General features: G+C 60.1%; 22 protein-coding genes. 12 read left to right on the top strand and 10 right to left on the bottom strand.

Annotation, left to right across the window (positions count from 1 at the left end):
• Positions 1-138 precede the first annotated feature (138 nt).
• Together ACZ5FP_RS21240 and ACZ5FP_RS21235 are read right to left on the bottom strand one after the other, a co-directional pair.
• Positions 139-1101 (bottom strand): polysaccharide lyase, encoded by a 963-nt coding sequence (locus tag ACZ5FP_RS21240; protein WP_464664442.1) that lies wholly within the window; start codon positions 1099-1101, stop codon positions 139-141.
• Positions 1098-2435 (bottom strand): adenylate/guanylate cyclase domain-containing protein, encoded by a 1338-nt coding sequence (locus ACZ5FP_RS21235; RefSeq protein ID WP_223615488.1) that lies wholly within the window; start codon positions 2433-2435, stop codon positions 1098-1100. The genes ACZ5FP_RS21240 and ACZ5FP_RS21235 overlap by 4 nt, the downstream gene beginning before the upstream one ends.
• Positions 2436-2929: 494 nt before the next feature.
• Here ACZ5FP_RS21235 and ACZ5FP_RS21230 point away from each other — a divergent pair, with 494 nt between their 5' ends.
• Positions 2930-4273 carry a nucleotide sugar dehydrogenase gene (locus ACZ5FP_RS21230; RefSeq protein WP_464664441.1) on the top strand — a complete coding sequence of 448 codons (1344 nt, stop codon included), beginning with the start codon at positions 2930-2932 and terminating at the stop codon, positions 4271-4273.
• Between the two features lie 274 nt (positions 4274-4547).
• Here the strand turns inward: ACZ5FP_RS21230 and ACZ5FP_RS21225 are convergent, their stop codons facing one another.
• The gene (locus ACZ5FP_RS21225; protein ID WP_464664440.1) at positions 4548-5702 is read right to left on the bottom strand and encodes a DUF3095 domain-containing protein; all 1155 of its coding nucleotides are present in this window, start codon (positions 5700-5702) and stop codon (positions 4548-4550) included.
• Positions 5703-6198: 496 nt separating this feature from the next.
• Here ACZ5FP_RS21225 and ACZ5FP_RS21220 point away from each other — a divergent pair, with 496 nt between their 5' ends.
• Complete coding sequence (locus ACZ5FP_RS21220; protein ID WP_464664439.1) at positions 6199-6993, top strand: helix-turn-helix transcriptional regulator; 795 nt, start codon at positions 6199-6201, stop codon at positions 6991-6993.
• 8 nt (positions 6994-7001) lie between these two features.
• Here the strand turns inward: ACZ5FP_RS21220 and ACZ5FP_RS21215 are convergent, their stop codons facing one another.
• The 7 genes from ACZ5FP_RS21215 to motA are packed head-to-tail and all read right to left on the bottom strand — an operon-like array spanning position 7002 to position 12316.
• Positions 7002-7442, bottom strand: a complete 441-nt coding sequence (locus ACZ5FP_RS21215) for a hypothetical protein (RefSeq protein ID WP_223615484.1) — start codon at positions 7440-7442, stop codon at positions 7002-7004.
• Positions 7443-7472: 30 nt separating this feature from the next.
• Complete coding sequence (locus ACZ5FP_RS21210; protein ID WP_464664438.1) at positions 7473-8537, bottom strand: EscU/YscU/HrcU family type III secretion system export apparatus switch protein; 1065 nt, start codon at positions 8535-8537, stop codon at positions 7473-7475.
• A gap of 20 nt (positions 8538-8557) precedes the next feature.
• The gene (locus tag ACZ5FP_RS21205; protein WP_223615482.1) at positions 8558-9586 is read right to left on the bottom strand and encodes a flagellar motor switch protein FliG; all 1029 of its coding nucleotides are present in this window, start codon (positions 9584-9586) and stop codon (positions 8558-8560) included.
• A gap of 53 nt (positions 9587-9639) precedes the next feature.
• Positions 9640-9993: a flagellar motor switch protein FliN gene (fliN, locus tag ACZ5FP_RS21200; protein ID WP_105735218.1), complete on the bottom strand. Its 354-nt coding sequence runs from the start codon at positions 9991-9993 to the stop codon at positions 9640-9642.
• Between the two features lie 25 nt (positions 9994-10018).
• Positions 10019-10519 (bottom strand): BAB2_0123 family type IV secretion system effector, encoded by a 501-nt coding sequence (locus ACZ5FP_RS21195; protein WP_464664437.1) that lies wholly within the window; start codon positions 10517-10519, stop codon positions 10019-10021.
• Positions 10500-11435, bottom strand: coding sequence for a FliM/FliN family flagellar motor switch protein (locus ACZ5FP_RS21190; protein WP_464664436.1), 936 nt, complete (start codon positions 11433-11435; stop codon positions 10500-10502). Before ACZ5FP_RS21190 ends, ACZ5FP_RS21195 begins: the two co-directional genes overlap by 20 nt.
• Positions 11436-11443: 8 nt before the next feature.
• Positions 11444-12316 carry a flagellar motor stator protein MotA gene (gene motA, locus ACZ5FP_RS21185; RefSeq protein ID WP_319025573.1) on the bottom strand — a complete coding sequence of 291 codons (873 nt, stop codon included), beginning with the start codon at positions 12314-12316 and terminating at the stop codon, positions 11444-11446.
• A gap of 163 nt (positions 12317-12479) precedes the next feature.
• Between motA and ACZ5FP_RS21180 the strand changes: the two genes are divergently transcribed.
• From ACZ5FP_RS21180 to ACZ5FP_RS21135, 10 genes are all read left to right on the top strand, one after another.
• Entirely contained in the window at positions 12480-13259 is a 780-nt protein-coding gene (locus ACZ5FP_RS21180; protein WP_464664435.1) for a DUF1217 domain-containing protein, read from the top strand.
• A complete protein-coding gene (gene flgF / locus ACZ5FP_RS21175) occupies positions 13256-13981 on the top strand; it encodes a flagellar basal-body rod protein FlgF (RefSeq protein ID WP_223615519.1) in 726 nt (241 codons plus the stop codon). Before ACZ5FP_RS21180 ends, flgF begins: the two co-directional genes overlap by 4 nt.
• 31 nt (positions 13982-14012) lie before the next feature.
• Complete coding sequence (gene fliI / locus ACZ5FP_RS21170) at positions 14013-15389, top strand: flagellar protein export ATPase FliI (RefSeq protein ID WP_464664434.1); 1377 nt, start codon at positions 14013-14015, stop codon at positions 15387-15389.
• Positions 15386-15961 carry a hypothetical protein gene (locus ACZ5FP_RS21165; RefSeq protein WP_464664433.1) on the top strand — a complete coding sequence of 192 codons (576 nt, stop codon included), beginning with the start codon at positions 15386-15388 and terminating at the stop codon, positions 15959-15961. Before fliI ends, ACZ5FP_RS21165 begins: the two co-directional genes overlap by 4 nt.
• A 115-nt stretch (positions 15962-16076) precedes the next feature.
• Positions 16077-16457 carry a flagellar basal body rod protein FlgB gene (gene flgB, locus ACZ5FP_RS21160; RefSeq protein WP_346307955.1) on the top strand — a complete coding sequence of 127 codons (381 nt, stop codon included), beginning with the start codon at positions 16077-16079 and terminating at the stop codon, positions 16455-16457.
• Between the two features lie 5 nt (positions 16458-16462).
• The gene (gene flgC, locus ACZ5FP_RS21155; RefSeq protein ID WP_105735210.1) at positions 16463-16882 is read left to right on the top strand and encodes a flagellar basal body rod protein FlgC; all 420 of its coding nucleotides are present in this window, start codon (positions 16463-16465) and stop codon (positions 16880-16882) included.
• Positions 16882-17202, top strand: coding sequence for a flagellar hook-basal body complex protein FliE (locus ACZ5FP_RS21150; RefSeq protein WP_464664432.1), 321 nt, complete (start codon positions 16882-16884; stop codon positions 17200-17202). Before flgC ends, ACZ5FP_RS21150 begins: the two co-directional genes overlap by 1 nt.
• Positions 17203-17211: 9 nt before the next feature.
• Entirely contained in the window at positions 17212-18000 is a 789-nt protein-coding gene (gene flgG, locus ACZ5FP_RS21145) for a flagellar basal-body rod protein FlgG (RefSeq protein ID WP_464664431.1), read from the top strand.
• A gap of 8 nt (positions 18001-18008) precedes the next feature.
• Positions 18009-18491: a flagellar basal body P-ring formation chaperone FlgA gene (gene flgA, locus ACZ5FP_RS21140; protein ID WP_464664430.1), complete on the top strand. Its 483-nt coding sequence runs from the start codon at positions 18009-18011 to the stop codon at positions 18489-18491.
• Positions 18491-19708 (top strand): flagellar basal body P-ring protein FlgI, encoded by a 1218-nt coding sequence (locus ACZ5FP_RS21135; RefSeq protein ID WP_464664459.1) that lies wholly within the window; start codon positions 18491-18493, stop codon positions 19706-19708. Before flgA ends, ACZ5FP_RS21135 begins: the two co-directional genes overlap by 1 nt.
• Positions 19709-19793 lie beyond the last annotated feature (85 nt).

The raw sequence follows: 19793 nt of genomic DNA, 5'->3' as shown, positions 1-19793 counted from the left end.
CAGTTTTTCATTCCCCCAGAGCGTTTTTATTATCGCCATTACGATGAAGACTATCGCACGATATACAGTGAGTCTAGCTAGGTCACACGCCGATGACATCACTCTGGCTTTTAACGGTTATTTTTAAATGGGAAAGCTTCAAAACACCGGGCAGAACTGCGCGTCCATGACGTCTTCACAGCGCGGCGAGCGGCGGAAATCGTCGTAATAAAGCGTCCATTCCTTGTCGTCGGCGGCACGGTACGGGCCAAATTTGAAATATTGATTCTTGCCCAGTCCCTTGTCGGCATGGCCGATATGGCCCTTGACCGTCACGATCCATTTGTTGTTGGCAAAAATCTCGACATGGCCCGAGCCGTCAGGTCCGGGCTTCGTGTAGATCGCAAAGTCGATCCAGCCCGAATCCGGCGTCGGCAGCCTGTTGCCGCGATCCGTCACCGTTATGGCGCTGGTGCAGGTGGAGAATTGCTTGCCGTTCTCGGCCGACCAGTTCGAATCGGTCGCCACGAGGGCGCGCATCTGGTTGGTTTCAGGGCGCAGCCACACCGGTGTCTGTCCGCCGGCGCACGCCGGATCCGCCGCGATCCCGTTCTTTTTGGCCGGCGCGATGTAATTGGTCTCGATGGTGGCGAACAGCTTTCCCTGGTTGAGCCGCAGCGCCAGAAAGGGGCTGAAATCGCCGACCGCCTTCGGCCCGATCTCGCGTTTCCACTGGGCAATCAGATAGCGGTGATCGTCGCTGGGAATGGGATCGGCAAATTTGACGGCAAACCCGTACCAGACCCCCTGGTTGTAGGGCACGCGCTTGTCCGTCTTTTCCCAGATTTCCGCCCGTTCACTGCAATTGTGCTTCGTGCCCGGACACAGCGGCTTGACGCTCAGCTTGAGGGCGCCGCTGCCGTTGCGCGTGACCTCGGATTGAAATTCAACCGTTCCGGCGCTCTGCTCGAAATTCTTGCGGTAGTAGAGGCCGCCGGCCGGCGAAAAGTCCTGACCATCAAAACGGTCGATGAGCACGTCGCTCCTTGGCTCTGCGCCGGCTTGGGATGAGAGAGTCAAACTTGCAGCCAGGGCAGCCATCAGAACGGTCTTTCGCTTCATTGCATGAACTTCTCCAGAAGGGGCCTCTGATCCTGTGTTTTCGCGTCGCGGTGCAGCAGCATGACCTGTTCCGCTTCCGACAGGCCGTCATAGGCCACTTCATCAAAGGCATCTTCCGCCACGACAGTAGCCGATTGTTTGGGCAGGAGAACAGTGACCTTTTGCCCGACGCCGCGCAATTTTTCTTCGCCGAGGGTTGTCCAGTCACCGCCGCAATAGTTGGCGAACGCCTGGCTGGCGACGATTTCGCGCGAATACTTCTTGGTCAGGCCCTGCAGCCGCTGCACCTCATTGACGGCGGAACCGAAGGCGGAAAAGGTCAGGCGGTCCTTCAGGCCGACATTGCCGAACATGACGTTGCCGACATGCAGGCCGATGCCGTAGCGGATGTCGCTGAGGCCGTCCTTGCGCCGGTCGCGATTGAGCTCCGCCACGCGGGCCTGTGCCTTGAAAACAGCCGAAAGAGCCGCCTGACAGGCAACCTTTGAAGCGTCCTTGTGCCGGCCGCAGGGGTAGACCGCAAGAAAACCGTCCCCCATGAAACTGAGGATTTCACCGCCGCCGCGGTTGAATGGCGCGGCGATTGCATCGAAGAAATGATTGAGTGTGTCGATATAGGCCTGACGGCCTTCCCGTTCGGCCAGCATGGTCGACTGGCGCATGTCGCCCATCACCAGAGCGGCGCGGATCGTTTCGCCGTCACCCCGGCGAATCTGGCCGTTGAGAACGCGCTTGCCGGCATTGCCGCCGAGATAGGTGGTCAGCATGTTGTCGGCGAGCTTGCCGAGAACCGCCATTTTGGCGGCAACGGCCAGATGGTTCTGCAGCTTCAGCAGTGCACCGATCATGCTTTCGCTGAAACCCGCGCTGCTGTCCGTTGACCAGGAGCCCATCATGCCCTGTGTCGACTCGCCGCTGAAGGGCTGCACGAAGGCCAGATAATCCGTCACGCCCTGCTTCTTCAACTCGTCAAAGATGGGGAATTCATGCGGCCCGTCCGCATCGATGCGCCGCCGCACATGTTCAAGGTTATTGCACAGCAGATAATAATAGGGGCTGAGCAGGAAACGTTCGGGTTTTTCGCCCGCATTGTGGCGATAGCCTTCCACCACGAGCCCGCTGGAGCGCTGCCAGGTGAAGCCAAGTGCATCGTAGAGCGGGTGCAGCATGGAGAACGTCAGATGGACGCGGGCAATCGGCAGGCCCGCCGCGGCAATGCGTTCACAAAAACCGCGTATGATTGTCTCAAGATTCTCGCCGGCGAGAGAAGAACGTGTGAGCCAGTCTGCGACCTTGTCGAGAAGTATGGTGGAAACATCCGTTTGCGTGCTCATCACTCGTCCTTGTCCTTGCGAACCGCGTCCAGCTTCGATGCGCTGTTCCGTGATCGGCCGGGCACATGAAAAATCATACCCAAAACAAGCAGATACGGAGACAAGATGAGCGAACCGGACAATGGTGTCAACGCTGGCAGCGGGGCCGCCGGCAACAATTGCACTGCCCGGTTCTGTTCAAATAGATGGCTGGCTGGCGGTTCTCTATCGATCCTGATTGCGTGCTGGCACTGAAATGGGCATGTCACCGATCTGAAACAATAGAGGCGCCGGGGTTAATTCACCGGACCGGCGCGCACTCCTGACAACCTCCTGTCAGCAGCCTGCTGGCGCGGGCTTGCCGTCGCATCAACTGTTTGTGACAGGCCGGACGCAGCCGGCCTTGCTTGACAGCGGTGGCCGGAGCAGCCATCTAAACCGGACGAATTCCGGGCCGCCACTGCGCCCTCAACCGCATCCGCTCACGCGGCGTGCTTCGCAAAGAAGAGATCGCCTTGGCCGTTTCCTCCTCCCCCTTCTCCGACCTTTCCGCCAAAATCGACGCGCGTACCGCCCAGGCTGGGGTGATCGGGCTTGGCTATGTCGGGCTGCCGCTCGCCATCACCCTTGCCCAGAGCGGGTTTTCGGTGACCGGCTTTGATATCGATCCGAAGAAGATTGTCGCCCTCGACGCCGGCCATTCCTATATCGAGGCGGTCACGGACGCGGCGCTCGGTGCGCAAACGGCGCAGAACCGGTTCCGGTCGACAAACGATTTTGCCCGGCTCGCCCAGTGCGACGTGATCGTCATCTGCGTGCCGACGCCGCTGACGAAACATCGCGATCCCGACCTGTCCTTCGTCGAGGCAACCTGCCGCTCGATTGCCGCGGCGCTCCGGCCCGGCCAGCTTGTCGTGCTTGAATCGACGACCTATCCCGGAACAACCGATGATGTGGTCAAAACCATTCTGGAAAAGACCGGTCTCAAATCCGGCGTGGACTTCTTCCTCGGCTTTTCCCCGGAGCGGGAAGATCCCGGCAATCGCGATTTCCAGACCTCGACCATACCGAAAATCGTTGCGGGCGATGGCGAGGAAGCCAGCCGGCTGATGCAGGCTTTCTACGGTGCGGCGGTCAAGACCGTTGTTCCCGTCTCGTCCAACGCCACGGCCGAGGCGGTCAAGCTGACCGAGAACATCTTCCGGGCGGTGAACATCGCGCTCGTCAACGAACTGAAAACCGTCTACGCCGCCATGGGCATCGACATCTGGGAAGTCATCGAGGCGGCCAAGACAAAGCCCTTCGGCTACATGCCGTTTTATCCCGGCCCCGGCCTCGGGGGCCACTGCATCCCGATCGATCCGTTCTATCTCACCTGGAAATCGCGCGAGTACGAGCTGCCGACCCGCTTCATCGAGCTGGCAGGCGAGATCAACTCGGCCATGCCGCGTTATGTGGTCGGCAAGCTGGCCGAAGCGCTGGATATCCGGGCGGGCAAGGCGCTCAGCCGCTCACGCGTGCTGGTTCTCGGGCTTGCCTACAAGAAGAACGTGCCTGATATCCGTGAAAGCCCCTCGCTGCGCCTCATCGAAATCATCGAGGAGCGCGGCGGCCACGCGGACTATCACGACCCGTTTGTCGGCGAGATACCGTCGACCCGCGAATATATGGCGCTGAAAGGCCGTGCATCCGTGCCTCTGGATGAGAAAACGGTGAAATCCTACGATGCCATTCTGGTTTCGACCGACCATGACGACGTGGATTATGCGGCGCTGGCCGAATGGTCGCCGCTGATCGTCGATACGCGCAACATTTTCACCAGGCGCGGGCTCGCCGCCGGGCATATCGTGAAATCCTAGAGCCTTTCCTGCTTAAATAGAATCGTTCTGCCGGAGGGAAGTTGGTTCAAGGTCGAGGGGTTTGGCTAGGCCGATGCCTTTCCATCGGGCGAAGCCGAAGCCCGATGGTATTGAGCCAAATTCACCCGGCCCTTCGGGTTTCCGGCTGGCGGACACCCACTTTGTCAGGCAGCGTCGTCCGATGGGTCAACATCGGCCTCGCTACCTTCCGCGTGGATTGTCTCGCCATCCGGGAAACAGAACTGGTTCTATTTAAACAGGAAAGGCTCTAGGGTCAGGACAGCTTGGCCTTGAGATTGCTGGCCGCCATGGCATAGCCGCCCGATGCCCCGTCGATGAAGTGCATGTGATTGCGCGATAGGGGGGTCGGAACAAGGCAGGTCATCAGGGCAGAATCCTGCCGGTGCAGGCCGAAGCGGGCGATGCCCGCCTTCGATGCCTTTTCCAGCAGCGCCTCAATGCGCTGCAACCGGGCCGGATCGATATCAATCGTCATTTTCAGACCATCGTCGAATTTGCGAAAATCCGAGTTCTGCGCCACGTCGCGCTTGTATTGTTTCGGATCAAATTTACCCCAATGCAGGCCAAGCCTGTCCATCGCAACGGTCAGCGCGATCTGGGCGAGTATCGCGATTTTGCGAAGAAGACGTTGCCCCCTGGGGGCCGTGGCGCGTGCCTCCGTCTCCACACCGCTGGTATTGAATGCAATGGGTGGGCCATCCGCCGGCAAGGGATGCGCGCCGCGATTCTGTTCGGCGGCAATGGCAACGATGTCGGCAACAAGCTGCTGGAACGCCGCCGTTGCGCCGGCGTCGCCGGGAATGGCGATGATGGACAGGATTTCGCCATTGCGTGCCACTATCGGATTCCACCGGCAGGAAAGGCCCGTCAGATCCGGGCGCGATCCGGAGAGACCGGCGGCGATGGCATATTTGCCGGCTTTCATCTGCGCTTCGGCCCAGCTGCTGCCGCCGCCCGTGAACATCGCGTAGAAGACTTCGGGACTGGCGCTGAACCGGGCAACGCGCACGTCAAGGCCTTGCGCCTTGATCTCGCTCATCGGCACGAGGGCGGCACGCAGGGTCAGTTGCAGGTCCTCACGCACCCAGGCCTGAACCGAGGCAAGCGCTTCACGCGCCTGCGCGGCGGCGGAGGCCGGAATGGCAACAAGCGCGCCATCGCCGCCGAAGACGAAGGGGTAGTTGTGCCTGCCCAGAGCATTGAGCAGGGCGGAGATGACGCTTGCGCCTGCCATGTTCACGGCCTTGTAGCGCCCAGCTTCGATCGCCCCGGTCGAGCCGACAATATCGGCCACTGCCAGTATCCAGTCGTTGGGGAGCGGCCGATAATTGCCCGCATCCGCCACGCCTTCGAAGTCAACGAAGACAGGAAGCGAGTCGAAGAAATCGTCGTTTGCAATGGCACCCATGCAAGGCAATTAGCACATTGTGCGGGAACAGGCGACGGGCTGGATGAATGTACGGCGATGAAGCGGGAATTAACGGGCCTTGCCGGCAACCGGTGCGGGGCCGCCTCCCGGCCAAGGGCAAGCGCGCCAACCCTGCGCGCAGCGGTTGTGGGTACAGTTAGCGCGATCGCAACAGCTTGGCGCTTATGCCCGAATTTTGCGGTAAAATGACCGAAAACACTGGGAAATGTGGGTTAAAGGAAACGCGCGTTTTCTGGTTTGTCAGGCTTGATACTGATCATCAAAGCTTGGCAGGTCGGGTTCAACCATAAATTGCCTTTTGCAGCATTTATGTGAAAAACTGCAAATACAATTGTTCATCGTCTTGTCTGCCTGCCTGTCTCGTGCGAGCATGAAGGGGCTTTTAATCCCATGCGATGAAAAGCCATCTGAAATCCAGAAGAATACCGTTGCGGAAGCCGGCACTTTGCGGGCCAAGAGGAATGACTTGTATCCAATGCTGCTTGAACTGGCTCATTTTCCCGATTTTCAAAAGGGCCTGTTCAAGGACGTGGTGGCTTCGGACACGCTTGCAATGCTGCACGAGGTCAAACAGCAGACTGGCTGCCGCCACATTGCCCATGTCGGGCACCCGGAGCCGCGGCCTGGCAGCGATGTGGTCGATGAAAATGTCCCGCTTCTGATGACCTATCCGGTCAGCTGGATGTTGCGGTATTTTGCCAAGGACTATCTCAAGATCGATCCGGTGATGCAGGGGATGACGCTGTTCCAGCCGCGTGCCGACGCGCCCGGCACGATCTGCAACCTGACTGGCGACGCCGTCCCTTCGCCAGCCGTAAAGCGCTATCTGATGGACGCCGAACGGCGCGGGCTTGGCAACCTGTATCTTGCGATTTGCGCGACGAATGCCTTCGGCTTCCGCGGGATCACGCTCTTCACCTTCGACGTCGAAAAGGCTGAACAGGGTGCCTTTGTCGAACGCAGGCGCAAACAGTTATCGGCCGCTTCGGCGCGTATCCACAACGCCCTGCACGGCACCCGCAATCCGGCCCTTGCCGCGATCATCTCCAATCTTTTGACCCGGCGCGAGATCGACTGCCTGTTCTGGGCAGCCAATGGCAAGACGGATGGCGAGATCGGCGAGATTCTCAATATCGCGCGCTGGACGGTGGTCACCTATCTGCAGAACGCCAAGAACAAGCTGGGCTGTTCCAACAGAACATCGACCGTGGCGACGGCGCTTGCTCTCGGTGTGATCGACATACCCACCGTTGCCAAGGCCTATCTGTAGGAAGGCGTTTATTGCGCCTTTGCCGATGCCGACAATTGCGGCAGGCGTGCATTCTCGAAGGCCTGAGCCAGCAATGCGGTGTTTTGCGCGGGACTATGCCCCGTTTCGGCAAACCGCAGATGGTGCAGATCGATCTCGGTGCTTTCGGATGACAGCGTCAGCCGGAAATAGGCATTGACCCCCATATTGCTGAACTCGAGATCGAGCATCACCTTCGGCGCGGTGTTCCAGTCCAGCGCATATTCGCCGCCAAGACCGAACGTCAACGTATCGGGATAGAATGTCAGTTCCGTCGCTGAATTGACGATATCGGCAATGTTGCCGAACAGTTCACAGCGTATGAAGGCAATATAGTCGGCAACATCCACAAGACGAAGATCATGGATGACCTCTGTCAGGTGGTTTGAAATGATATCAACCCGGGCAACCGAATACTGCGTTCTTTTCATCTGCTGTTTACCCGATTGGAAACGGTTTTATTATTTACGTCGTACATTAACGAATTGGATCAGTTCTGCCACGGCTTTATAGAATTCTGGTGCAATGGCATTGTTCACTTGCACTTGCTTGTACAACGCGCGCGCCAGTTGCACATTCTCGAAAACCGGTATGTCATTGGCCTCGGCAATCTCCCTGATTTTGAGAGCGATCAGATCCTGCCCCTTGGCAACCACGATAGGGGCCGGATCTTTCGCCGGGCTGTAGCGTAGAGCAACGGAGAAGTGTGTCGGATTTGCGACGATCAGCGTGGCCGTCGGAACCGAGGCAATCATGCGCTGGCGCGCCCGGTCACGGCCGAGCGAGCGCAACCGGGCCTTCAGCAGCGGATCGCCCTCTGCCTGCTTGTGCTCGTCCTTGATTTCCTGCTTGGTCATGCGCAGTTCGCTGCGCCAGTGAATGCGGGCCCAGGCAAGGTCGAAGGCTGCGAGCGCGGTCACCGCAATCGTCACGGATGCCAGAAGCCGGGTGATGTTGCTGCGGATGAGTTCGGGCAGCTGGCTGGGTTCGGTGATGATCGTGTCGACGAAGAAATGGCTGCTGCGGAAGAACATCATGAAAACGATGATGCTGGCCGCCGCGAACTTGAACACCGACTTGAGGAATTCTATGCGGCCCGACGCGCCGAAGATGCGTGTCCAGCCCTTGGCAATGGATACGCGCGAAAACTGCGGCTGGATACGGTCAAAGACCATGCGCGGCGCATTCTGCAGCACCGATGCGAGGATGCCGGCGGTGGGAATGATGATGAAGACGGGAAGCAAGGCCGCACCCACGGCCAGGCCGACGATGCCGAACAATTGCCGGGCATCCTGCGCGCTGTTGAGCCGCCATTCCTCGGGCTTGTCGAGCAGGGCCGAGAGGAACGCCACCAGTTTCGAGCCGCTGGGCACGGCGACGAAAACCATGATGACGAGAAAGGCGGCGATGGAGGCGAGGATCGGCGCTTCGCGCGAGACGGGCAGATTGCCCTTCTCGACCGCATCACTGATTTTCTTCTCAGTTGCTTCCTCGGTTTTACTCTCTTTGTCGGGCCCGTCCGACATGCTCTAGCAGGCCCTGCCGATCATGTTTCGGATTCTTGCGGTTCGAGCTTGAGCTCGCCGCGTTCGGCCAGGGCAATGGCGGTGCGGGCAATGGCGCGGCGCGCTTCCGTGACCGTGTTGGCATTGATGTTGGTCTGGCTGGACAATTCGGTTTCAACCATGCGCCGTCCGCGTGTCGACAGGGACTGGAGGATGAGTTCCTGCAGGCGCGGTTCGCAGCCATGCAATGCTGAGGTGACCACATCCGTCTGGATTTCATCGAAGAGGATGAGGCGCGCGCGCTGCGATATGCGCACGATATCCTCGAAGGTGAAGAGCTTGGCCTTGATCTTGGCAAGGTCTTCCGCGCCCAGATCGGTGAGGCTCGCCAGCAGCTCGTCGATCTCCGATTTTTCCAGCTGGTTGATGATGTTGGCAACGGTGCCGTGATGGCTCTTCTCGGAACCCGAATTGTCTTTTCCGGTGACCTCGCGCTGCAGGATGCTTTCCAGCATCGCGATCGTCGATGGACCCACCTTGCGGATATGCAGCGTGCGCTGAATGATGGCACCGCGTTCCTGCGGCGCAAAGCCGATCAGCAGCCGGGCCGCGATATCGGAAGGCAGGCGCGAAATCACATAGGCCGTCACCTGGGGATGCTGCGTTGACAGATAGGCTTGCAGGACGTCGAGCGGCACGCGCGGCAGGATATCCCAGACGGATTCCTGCGTCAGCAGTTCGGGGCGGCGGTTCTCGATAACAGCGCTGGCCTCTTCCGCCGACAGCGTTTCGCGCAGCAGCCCTTCAAAGCGCATGCCGGCTTCCGAAACCGGCGCGCCGTCGGCAAAGGCGTTCTCGAATTCCTTGACCAGCTCTTCGAAGTCGCCGGGGGTGATCGGCTCGAGCTTGCGGGCATGGCCGGCAAGCGAGCGCAGATCGTCCGCATTGAAATGCTTGAGAAGCCGCGAGGCGGATGGCCGCCCGATCGCCACAAGCAATGCGGCCACCTTTTCCGGGCCGCTCAGGTCCTGGATGGTGCTTTCGCCCTGAGGTGTGTCTTGATCGCTCATGCGGTCTGGCTTCTCGTGCTTGTAGGGGGGAAGGCGGCGCGGCGGCGGATGACTTAGCTGCCGCTGCCGATGACTTCGGTGAGGCTGACGCCGAAGCGCGAGGAGTCGTCCTCGAGGACGATGACTTCACCGCGTGCGATCACCCGCCCGTTGACGACGATATCGACGGGATCGCCGATCTGCTTGTCGAGGGTCACGACGGCGCCGCGGCCGAGCTTCATCAGATTGGCCACCGGCATGGACGTGCTGCCGAGAACAACCTGGACGTCGACGGGAATGCCCATGATGAGATCGATGTTCGGCTTCGATCCCGCAGGTTTGCGGCTTGGTTGTGGTTCATCGCGCTTGAGATCTTCGATTGCCTCGTTGAGCTCGTCTTCGATGGAATTCTTGTCGGAAATGGCCATGATGGGAAATCCCGTTCACACTGGGTTAAAGGACGGCATTCGCCACGTCAGCACTGCGGACGATGCGATTGACGAACACGGGCAGGACTTTCGCCGGAGCCGCGGGCTGGTTATGGATAGGCGTGCCCTGACGAAGCTCCGCCGGGGCTGCCGGAACCGGCTGCTGCGCAAAGGCGGGTGCGGCAGCGCGCTGGGCGGCATCGACGGCCGGGAAGGGGCGCACATTGTCCTTGAACTCGTTCTTGGCGCGTTCAACCATGCGGATGGTGCGCGTCATCTCCGAACGGGCGCGGTCGGAATCCTTGAGCTTGGCCTCCAGACGCACGCTTTCGTCCCGGCAGGTTTCACGCTCGTTCTGCAGGAAGAGCAGCGCTTGCTCAAGGCTCCGGGCCGAACCGGCCACCTGTTGCGCCATGGCGCGGCTCATGGCCGTCAGCCGGTTGGCCTTGCGCAGGGCAACGAGGAAGACCGCAAGCCCGGTTGCGATCAGGGCGGCGGAAATGAGATTAGCCAGCAGCAAGCTCATCGAGCAGGTCCTCTTCTTCATTGATCGGATCGGTGATGCGCACGGTGAATGCCGTGCCGGTCTTGCCCAGACGGCATTTGTAAAGTGCCTGTTTGCCGCTGCGCAGGCGGACCTGATTGATCGCATCCTTGGGCAGCTGCAGGATCTGGCCGGGTTTCAAAAGGGTGATCTGTTCCAGCGTCATGGACCCCTGCTGGATGAAGGCCTCAATGTCGATATGGGCCCGGCTCACCTCGAGGCGCAGCTTCTTTGCCCAGGTCGGATCGGAATGGTGTGCCGGCTGTTGCAGCATCCGCGCGATGGCATCCTGCATGGGACGGAAGCTCGAACGCGGCATCATGATGATGATCTGGCCGCTGTGTCCGCCAACCTTGAGCAGCATCGTGCAGCATATCATGCGCGTATCGGTCACCGAGGCAACCGAGAAATGCGCGGCTTCCGTCAGTTCGGCGATCTGGAACAGCGTGTCGCTGCCGCCCGAGAACATGTGATCCAGCGATGCGGTGACGTCGGTGAAAATCTGGCGGGCGATGCCAAGGTCGACCGAGGTCATCGGGCGATGCGGCTGGTGGTCCTGGCTGGCGCCGGACCCGAACAGGGCATCGACCCCGCAATCGACAAAGGCGCGGTCGGCAGCCAGCAGCAGGCGCGATGCCCATTTGACGACCTGCACGGTTCCGATCAGTCCCGAGCGCATCAGGGTGCTGGCAATGGCATCCTTCTCGATTGATTCCATGCGCACGAATTCGGCCGCAATGGCGACGTCGGACTGGCTGGTTATTTTGCCGGCAAACGTCGTTGCAAGGTCGCGAAACACCGCCTCAAGCGATTTGAGATCGTCCACCGACATGCCGGCGGCGCGCAGGATGCTTTCCGCAAGCACGTCCGGTCTTTTCTGTTCTGTCTCGACATCCATTGTTCAGCCTATGCCGCTTGCTGCATCGGAACGGTGGAGATGGTTTCCTGCTCGACCACATCGATGGATGGACGATCATAGGCCGAAATCGTCTTGCGTCCATATTCGAGCGCGATCTGCGGCAGGGCGCCGTTCATGTAGGCGAGCAGTGTCTGCTTGACGATCATGTAAAGCCGGTTCTGCTTCTCGCGCGTCGTCTTGATCTTGGTGGCAATCGGGCCGACCACACCATAGGAAAGGAAGATACCGGCGAAGGTGCCGACCAGCGCCGCGCCGATCAGATGACCCAGCACTTCCGGCGATTCATTGAGAGCGCCCATGGCCTTGATCACGCCCAGCACCGCAGCAACGATGCCGAGTGCCGGCAAACCTTCCGAAATGGCCACCATGGCATGGTAGGGCTTGAGCTTGTCGCGGGAGATCGTGTGGATTTCTTCGTCCATCAGCGCCTCGATTTCATGCGAGCGCGCATTGCCGATGATGATCAGGCGGCAGTAGTCGCAGATGAACTGCGTCAGATCATGGTTCTTCAGAACGCTCGGAAATGCCTGGAAAATCAGTGATTCATTGGGGTTGTCGATGTGGACTTCCACCTCGTTGCGCGACTTGGCGCGCAGTTCCCGCATCAATGCGTAGAGGACGCCGAGCACATCGAGGTAGTCGCGCTGTTTGGGAACCTTGTTGGAGAAGGCCTCCATGCAGGCGCGTCCGGTATCCTTGACCGCCGAAAACGGATTGGCGACCAGGAACGTGCCAAGCGCGGAGCCGCCGATGATGACGAATTCCCACGGCTGCATGAGAACACTCACATGCCCGCCCATGGCAATGAAGCCGCCAAGGAGACATCCCATCGTTACCACAAGTCCAACAAGGATTCCCAAAGCGCTCTCCTGCAAATATTGCCAGCGGCCGAGCAGTAGCAAGTCCGGCTTGCGTGAACCTTGCATGGAGACGCAGGTTTGTGGCCGGGGTGAAATTGCGCGGACAGCTTCAGGCAAGCTTGCTTTGGCACAGATAGGCGAAAGCCGTGGGAGTGCCGTTGCCATGATCAATACGATGACCAGTTATAAATTGATCTCGTCGAACCTGACGCGTTCGCTGACGAGGGTGGCGGCCGAACCGGTCGTGCAGCGCGATACGGACTACTACCTGAAGAATATCGGCAAGGTCAAAACCATTGACGATTTCATGAAGGATGACCGGCTGTATAAATACGCCCTGAAGGCTATCGGGCTTGAGGACATGGCTTTCGCCAAGGCCTTTATCCGCAAAGTTCTCACCGAAGGTACCGGCAAGGACAGCTTTGCCAACAAACTGACGGACAAGCGCTACCTCGAGTTTGCCACGACGTTCGATTTCGCCAAACTGGGCGACAAGGCAACCAGCCAGCCCGCCGTGCTCAAGCCGGTGACGGACAAATATGCCCGCCAGACGCTGGAGCAGGAAGCCGGGCAGGACAATGAAGGCGTGCGGCTTGCCCTGTATTTTGCCCGCAAGGCGCCCACGATCACCAATGCCTATGAAATCCTCGGCGACAAGGCACTGCTCAAGGTCTTCCAGACAACCTTTTCCATCCCGGCGCAGGCGTCCAACATGGATATCGACCGGCAGGCCAAGATGGTCACCGACAAGCTCGATCTCGCATCTCTCAAGGATCCGGCGAAGCTTGAGAAATTCCTCACCCGGTTTACGGCTATGTATGAAATGAACAATCCCTCGACTGCCTCCACCATTCCCTCGCTGCTCTTCGGCGGGGACACCACCATCGGCATTTCGCAAAACATCCTGACGATCTTGCAGTCGTTCAAGCTGGGTGGCCGCTGATGGAAAACTCGATCTATGTCGGCCTGTCCTCGCAGATATCGCTGGAGCGCCGCCTGGATGCCCTGGCGCACAATGTGGCGAACATGTCGACGCCGGGTTTTCGCGCCACGGGCATGAAATTCGAAACCATGGTGTCGAAGGCTGCCGAGGACTCGAGCTTCGTTTCAGCCGGTCAGAGCTATATCAAGACGGATGCGGGCCCGATCACCCAGACCGGCAATCCCCTGGATATCGCCGCAAAGGGCGACGTATGGTTTTCGCTGCAGACACCGGCTGGGCAGGTTTTCACCCGCGACGGCCGCATGCAGATGACAACGACCGGCGAGTTGCGCTCCGTCAAAGGTTATCCCATCCTGGATGCGGGCGGCCAGCCCCTGGTCATTGACCCCAATGGCGGTCCGCCGCAGATTTCCGCCGATGGGGCGGTCTATCAGAACAAGCGCCAGCTGGGCTCCATTGGCCTGTTCACGATCAGCCCCAATGCCAAGCTGACCTATTTCGACAATTCGGCTGTTATTCCGAGCATTACCGCACAGCCGACCATCGACAATCCGCATGCGGGGGTTGTTCAGGGCGCCATCGAAGGATCAAATGTCGATGCGATCGGCGAAATGACCCGGCTCATGAGCGTTACCCGGGCTTTCGAGCGGGTCGATGCCTTGCTGCGCGGCAATGAAGGCACCTTCTCCGAAGCCATCAAGACGCTTGGATCGAAGACCTGATGCACCGTCTCCTTGAACCGGCGGGATAAGCATGCAGGATCTTGAAGCAGCCCTGCCGACGATGAGCACCGGGACGGGCAGTCTCGAGGCGCTGGCCCGGCTTGTCTCGCAGGTCGTGACGGCTCCGGCTCCCGTGGCCGTCGGCGGCTATGTGAACGAGGTGTCACGCTCCGCCATCGGCGTGCGCGGCATTTCGGAACAGGCGCAGCTCGGCGACATGGTGACCATCCGCAGCGACAACCGGCTGCACCCGGCCGAAGTCGTGCGGATCGAGCAGTCGCGCGTCCTGGTCAAGCCGTTCGATGACCGGATCGTGCCATCGCTCGGAACGCCCGTCTTCCCCGAGGGGCCGTTTCGCATTGCCCCGGCGCCCGACTGGAAGGGGCGGGTCATCAACGCCCTCGGTCTACCGCTCGACGGCAAGGGTTTGCTCACCGCAGGCAATGATCCCAAGCCCGTGGATTGTCCGGCTCCGCTCGCCATGAACCGCAGCCGCGTCGAAATCGGCCTGCGCACCGGCGTCAATGTCGTCGACGTCTTTGCGCCGATGTGTTTCGGCCAGCGCATGGGTGTCTTTGCCGGGTCCGGCGTCGGCAAATCCACGCTGCTGGCCATGATGACCAAGGCAACGGATTTCGACACGGTTGTCCTGGCGCTGACGGGCGAACGCGGCCGCGAAGTGCGCGACATGCTCGAAGACACCATGGCCGGGAAGCTTGGCAAGACGGTCACCGTTGTTTCGACCGGCGACGAAAGTCCGATGATGCGCCGGCTTGCCCCCAACACGGCAACGGCCATCGCCGAATATTTTCGCGATCTGGGCGACAATGTTCTGCTGATCGTGGATTCCGTGACGCGTTTCGCCCATGCGGCGCGCGAAATCGCCATTGCCGCGGGTGAACCGCCGGTTTCGCGCGGCTATCCGCCGAGCGTGTTCAGCCAGTTGCCGCGCCTGCTTGAGCGCGCCGGCCCCGGATTGTCGGACAGCGGTACGATTACCGGCATCTATGCCGTTCTGGTCGATGGCGACGATCACAATGATCCGGTGTCGGATGCGATCCGCGGCACGCTGGACGGGCACATCGTGCTCGACCGCGCTATCGCCGCGCAGGGCCGTTTCCCGGCCATGGATATTCTCGGTTCCATTTCGCGCCTGGCGCAGCACAACTGGTCGCCGGAACAGGCGAAGCTCGCCACCAGCATGCGCGGCCTCATTTCGCGGTTCGAAGAGACCCGCGACCTGCGGATGATCGGCGCCTATCAGGAGGGGGGGGATCCCCTGCTCGATCAGGCCGTGCATCTGGTTCCACGCATTTACGACGCTATGCAGCAGACACCGGCCACGCCGCTTTCGCTGGATCCCTACAGCGATCTGGCAGCGGCGCTTCGGCCAAAGGAGGGGGCATGACAAAACAGAAGACCACGGGCCTGGCGCCTGAAAGCGATCCCGCAACGGAAATTCCCGCACCCCGCCAGCGCGACAAGCGCTTTGACGGCTATATCAAGGGCGCGGGATTTGTCCTTGCAACCATCTGCGCCATCCTGCCCTTCGTGATGTATTACGACATCTGGGAAGCGCGGCCCAAGCCGGAAGCCACAGGCAAAACTGTTCGCGACCCCCTGGACCGGACAAACCAGAAGGTCGTGCGCAAGAACAACGGCACCGAAGTGTCATTGTCGAGAACGAAAACCGGCGAAGTGGACCTCATGACCACGGCAACCACGTCGGCACTCACCGGCGATCGTCTGGCCGGGATCAATGCCGCCAGCAAACAGCCGTTTCCCGACAAGCCGGTGTTCCTGGTGCGCGAAGTGGTCGGCGGTCTGGTGATGATCGAAGACAATACCGGCTACTGGTTTGTCGAGAAGGGATCGCCCTTGCCGGACGGAAGCACCCTGGTTGCGATCGAACGCGGCAATGGCAACGGTTCGTGGCAGATCAAGACATCCGACGGCGAAGTGATCAGCCGAACCAATTGATCAAATGCCTCTTTATCCATGCATAAGTTCCGTGGCTGTCGCCGCCGCAAGTCTCACGCAAGATTGACCGCATAGAGTGACCTCAATTGATTGGTCCGGGACGCGAGGCAGGCACATGCAGGGGATTCATCTGTTCGAATTGGCATCACGTCAGGCCGAGTGGCTGTCCGTCAGGCAGGCCGCGGTTTCCGGCAATGTCGCCAATGCCAATACGCCGGGTTTCAAGGCGCGGGACGTCGAGCCGTTCAAGGACGTGTTGCAGCAGACGCAGCTGACCATGGCGGCGACAAATGCGAAGCACCTTGAAATCAATGCATCCGGCATCGCCGCCACCGCGCTGCGCAAGAATGAAGTGACGGAACAGAACCATTCGAAGAACACGGTCAGCCTCGAAGGGGAAATGGTCAAGTCCGGCGAGATCAATCGCCAGTTCGCGCTCAACACCAGCATCGTGAAGGCGTTTCACCGCATGATGCTCTCCGCAGTAAAGGGCTGAAACAGATGTCAGATCCGCTCCAGGCCGCGCTCAAGGTTGCCGCTTCCGGCCTCAATGCCCAATCGACCCGTCTGCGCATCGTCTCCGAGAATCTGGCCAATGCCCAGTCGACCGGCAAGACGGCGGGCAGCGATCCATACCGCCGCAAGACCGTTTCCTTTGCCACCGAGCTCGACCGCAGCAGCGGCGTCGAGACCGTGCGCATCGCGGAAGTCGGGCATGACGTTTCCGCCTTTACCGAAGAATATGATCCAAGCCACCCGGCTGCCAACACCAAGGGCATGGTCAAATATCCAAACGTGAACATGGTCGTCGAAATGGCGGACATGCGCGAAGCCAACCGCTCCTACGAAGCCAATCTCCAGGTGGTCAAGCAAGCACGTGAACTGATTGCCATGACCGTCGATCTCTTAAGGAACTCCTGATGATAGACCAGCTTCTCAGTGTATCCACCCGCAACGCTCTTTCCAAACTATCGGAAACCGTCAATCAGACATCCATGCCCGGTGCCGCTTCGCCGGCGGCAGCCGCAACCGGTCAGCCTTCCTTTGACAACGTTCTGTCGCAGCTCACCGGAAAACTCCAGAATGCCGAAGCGGTTTCGCTCAAGAGCATGACCGGCGACGTGCCGACGCGTGATGTCGTCAACGCGGTTATGGATGCGGAAAAATCGCTCCAGACGGCCATCGCCATTCGCGACAAGATCGTCCAGGCCTATCTCGAAATCAGCCGTATGCCGATTTAAGGAATCAGAATGAAAGCGCTCACCATTGCTGCGACCGGCATGAATGCCCAGCAGCTCAATCTGGAAGTGATTGCCAACAACATCGCCAATATCAACACGACCGGGTTCAAGCGCGCAAAGGCCGAGTTCTCGGACTTGCTGTATCAGACGGAGCGCAGCGCCGGTGTGCCGAACATGGCAAACCAGAGCATCATTCCCGAGGGCGCGATGGTCGGGCTCGGCGTGCAGACATCGGCCGTCCGCAACCTGCATATTCAGGGCGGGCTCAATCAGACGGGCAATCCCTTCGACGTGGCGCTCAAGGGCCGCGGCTGGTTCCAGATTCAGAACACCGCCGGCGAAACGCTCTATACCCGCGCCGGGGCATTCAACACCAATGCAACGGGGCAGCTCGTGACGCTCAACGGTGATCTGGTCGAGCCAAACATTGTTGTTCCGCCCAACACCATTGAAGTGAAAATCACCGATTCCGGCCAGGTTTTTGCCAAGCAATCCGACCAGATTCCGATGATCAATCTGGGCCAGCTGACCATCGCCAATTTTGCCAATGAAGCCGGTCTCGAGCCGCTCGGCGACAATCTCTACAAGCAGACCGATGCGTCGGGTGCTCCGGTTGTCGGCGCTCCCGGTGATCCCGGTTTCGGTACGCTGAAGCAGGCCTATCTGGAAAATTCCAACGTCGACCCCGTCAAGGAAATCACCGATCTGATCACGGCCCAGCGGGCCTATGAAATGAATTCGAAAGTCATCCAGGCAGCCGATGAAATGGCATCGGTCGTGTCGAAGAACCTGCGCTGAGGACGATCATGACGGCGGCAAAGATCATCGGGAACTGGGCTCTTCGCGTGCTGGCATTCGGCCTGTGCGCGCTGGTCTTTTCCGTCGCCGCCCGCGCCGAGCGCATTGCATTCCTGGTGCCTTCCCAGATCATCTATCCCGGCCAGACCATCGGCAATGCGGGATTGACGGAAAAGTATTTTACGATCCGTGCCTCCGCCGCCGCCCAATATGTGCTGTCGCCGGACCAACTCGTCGGCAAGATATCGCGCCGGACACTGCTGCCGGGGCAGCCCATCCTCCTGTCTTCGGTCAATGAGCCTGACATGGTGCAGCGCGGGGTTCCGGCGGTACTGGTCTATGATACCGGTGCGCTCGTCATCACGGCGCGGGGCACGCCGCTGGAGCCGGGCCGCGTCGGTGATTTCATCAAGGTGCGCAATATCGACAGCGGCATCACCGTAACGGGCACCATCCTCGCCGATGGGCGCATACAGGTAGGCATGCAATGATGCGGCGTTTCGCGATTGTCCTGTTGGCCGTCCTTGCATCGACCGCACTGCATGCGGGCGAATCTTCGCCCAAGGAAAGGGGCTACAAGACGCCGGCCCAGGCCCAGGCCGCCTGGCAGAAGGACGTCGACGACGGGCGCTGGGGCGGACCGGCTTCTCAGTTCGGCGACGGCGGAGTCATCGCACGGCTCAAGGATATCGCCGCCATTCAGGGCGTGCGCGAAAACCAGCTCGTCGGCTATGGTCTCGTTGTCGGATTGAGCGGAACCGGCGACAGCCTGCGCAATGCGCCGTTCACCGAGCAATCCATGCGCGCCATGCTCGATAATCTCGGCATCAGCCCGCCGGCCGGTGTGTCGCGTTCGAAGAATATCGCGGCCGTCATCGTCACCGCCAATCTGCCGCCCTTTGCCGGGCGCGGCTCGCGGATCGACATCACCGTTTCCTCGCTGGGTGACGCCACGTCGCTGTCCGGCGGCACGCTGGTCATGACGCCGCTGGCCGCGGCCGATGGACAGGTCTATGCGGCGGCGCAAGGCAACCTGATCGTGTCCGGCTTTACGGCATCCGGTAATGCCGCCACCGTTACGCAGGGTACGCCGACCAGCGGACGTATTCCCAACGGCGCCCTGGTTGAAAGGGAGGTTTCCGGAAATTTCGGCCAGGACGGCGAACTTCTCGTCGAGCTGCGGCAGCCGGATTTCACCACGGTCGTGCGCATCACCGATACGATCAATGCCTTTGCCAAACGGCGGTACAATCAGCCTGTTGCCAAGGAGCGCGATGCCAAATCAATCCGCCTGCGCAAACCCAAGGATATCACGGCGGCCCGCTTCCTCGCGGAGATCGAAGGTCTGCCGGTGCCGACTGATGAGGTGGCGCGGGTCGTCGTCGACGAGCGCACCGGTACCGTGGTCATCGGCGAGAAGGTGCGGATATCGCGGGTCGCCATCAGTCATGGCACGCTTTCCGTCAAGGTCACCGAGACGCCGACGATCATTCAGCCGGAACCGTTCAGTGACGGCGTGACGGCGGTCGAACCGAACACCAACATCCAGGTTCGGCAAACATCCAAAATCGGTGTTCTCGGCGGAACCGATCTTGAAAGCCTGGTGAAGGGTCTCAATCAGATCGGCGTGAAGCCGCAGGGCATCATCGCCATCCTGCAGGGCATCAAGACGGCCGGCGCATTGCATGCGGAGCTGGTGGTCCAATGAGTGTTGCCATGAACGCGCGACGGAAAATCACGGCATCCTCCAAGGCCGCTGCACTCTTGCTGGCAATGTCCCTGCTGCCATCCGC

It is taken from the genome of Phyllobacterium sp. T2-21, from assembly GCF_055378485.1.
Note: the sequence above shows the minus strand (reverse complement) of the source record. Positions and strands in the feature narration are given on the sequence as shown.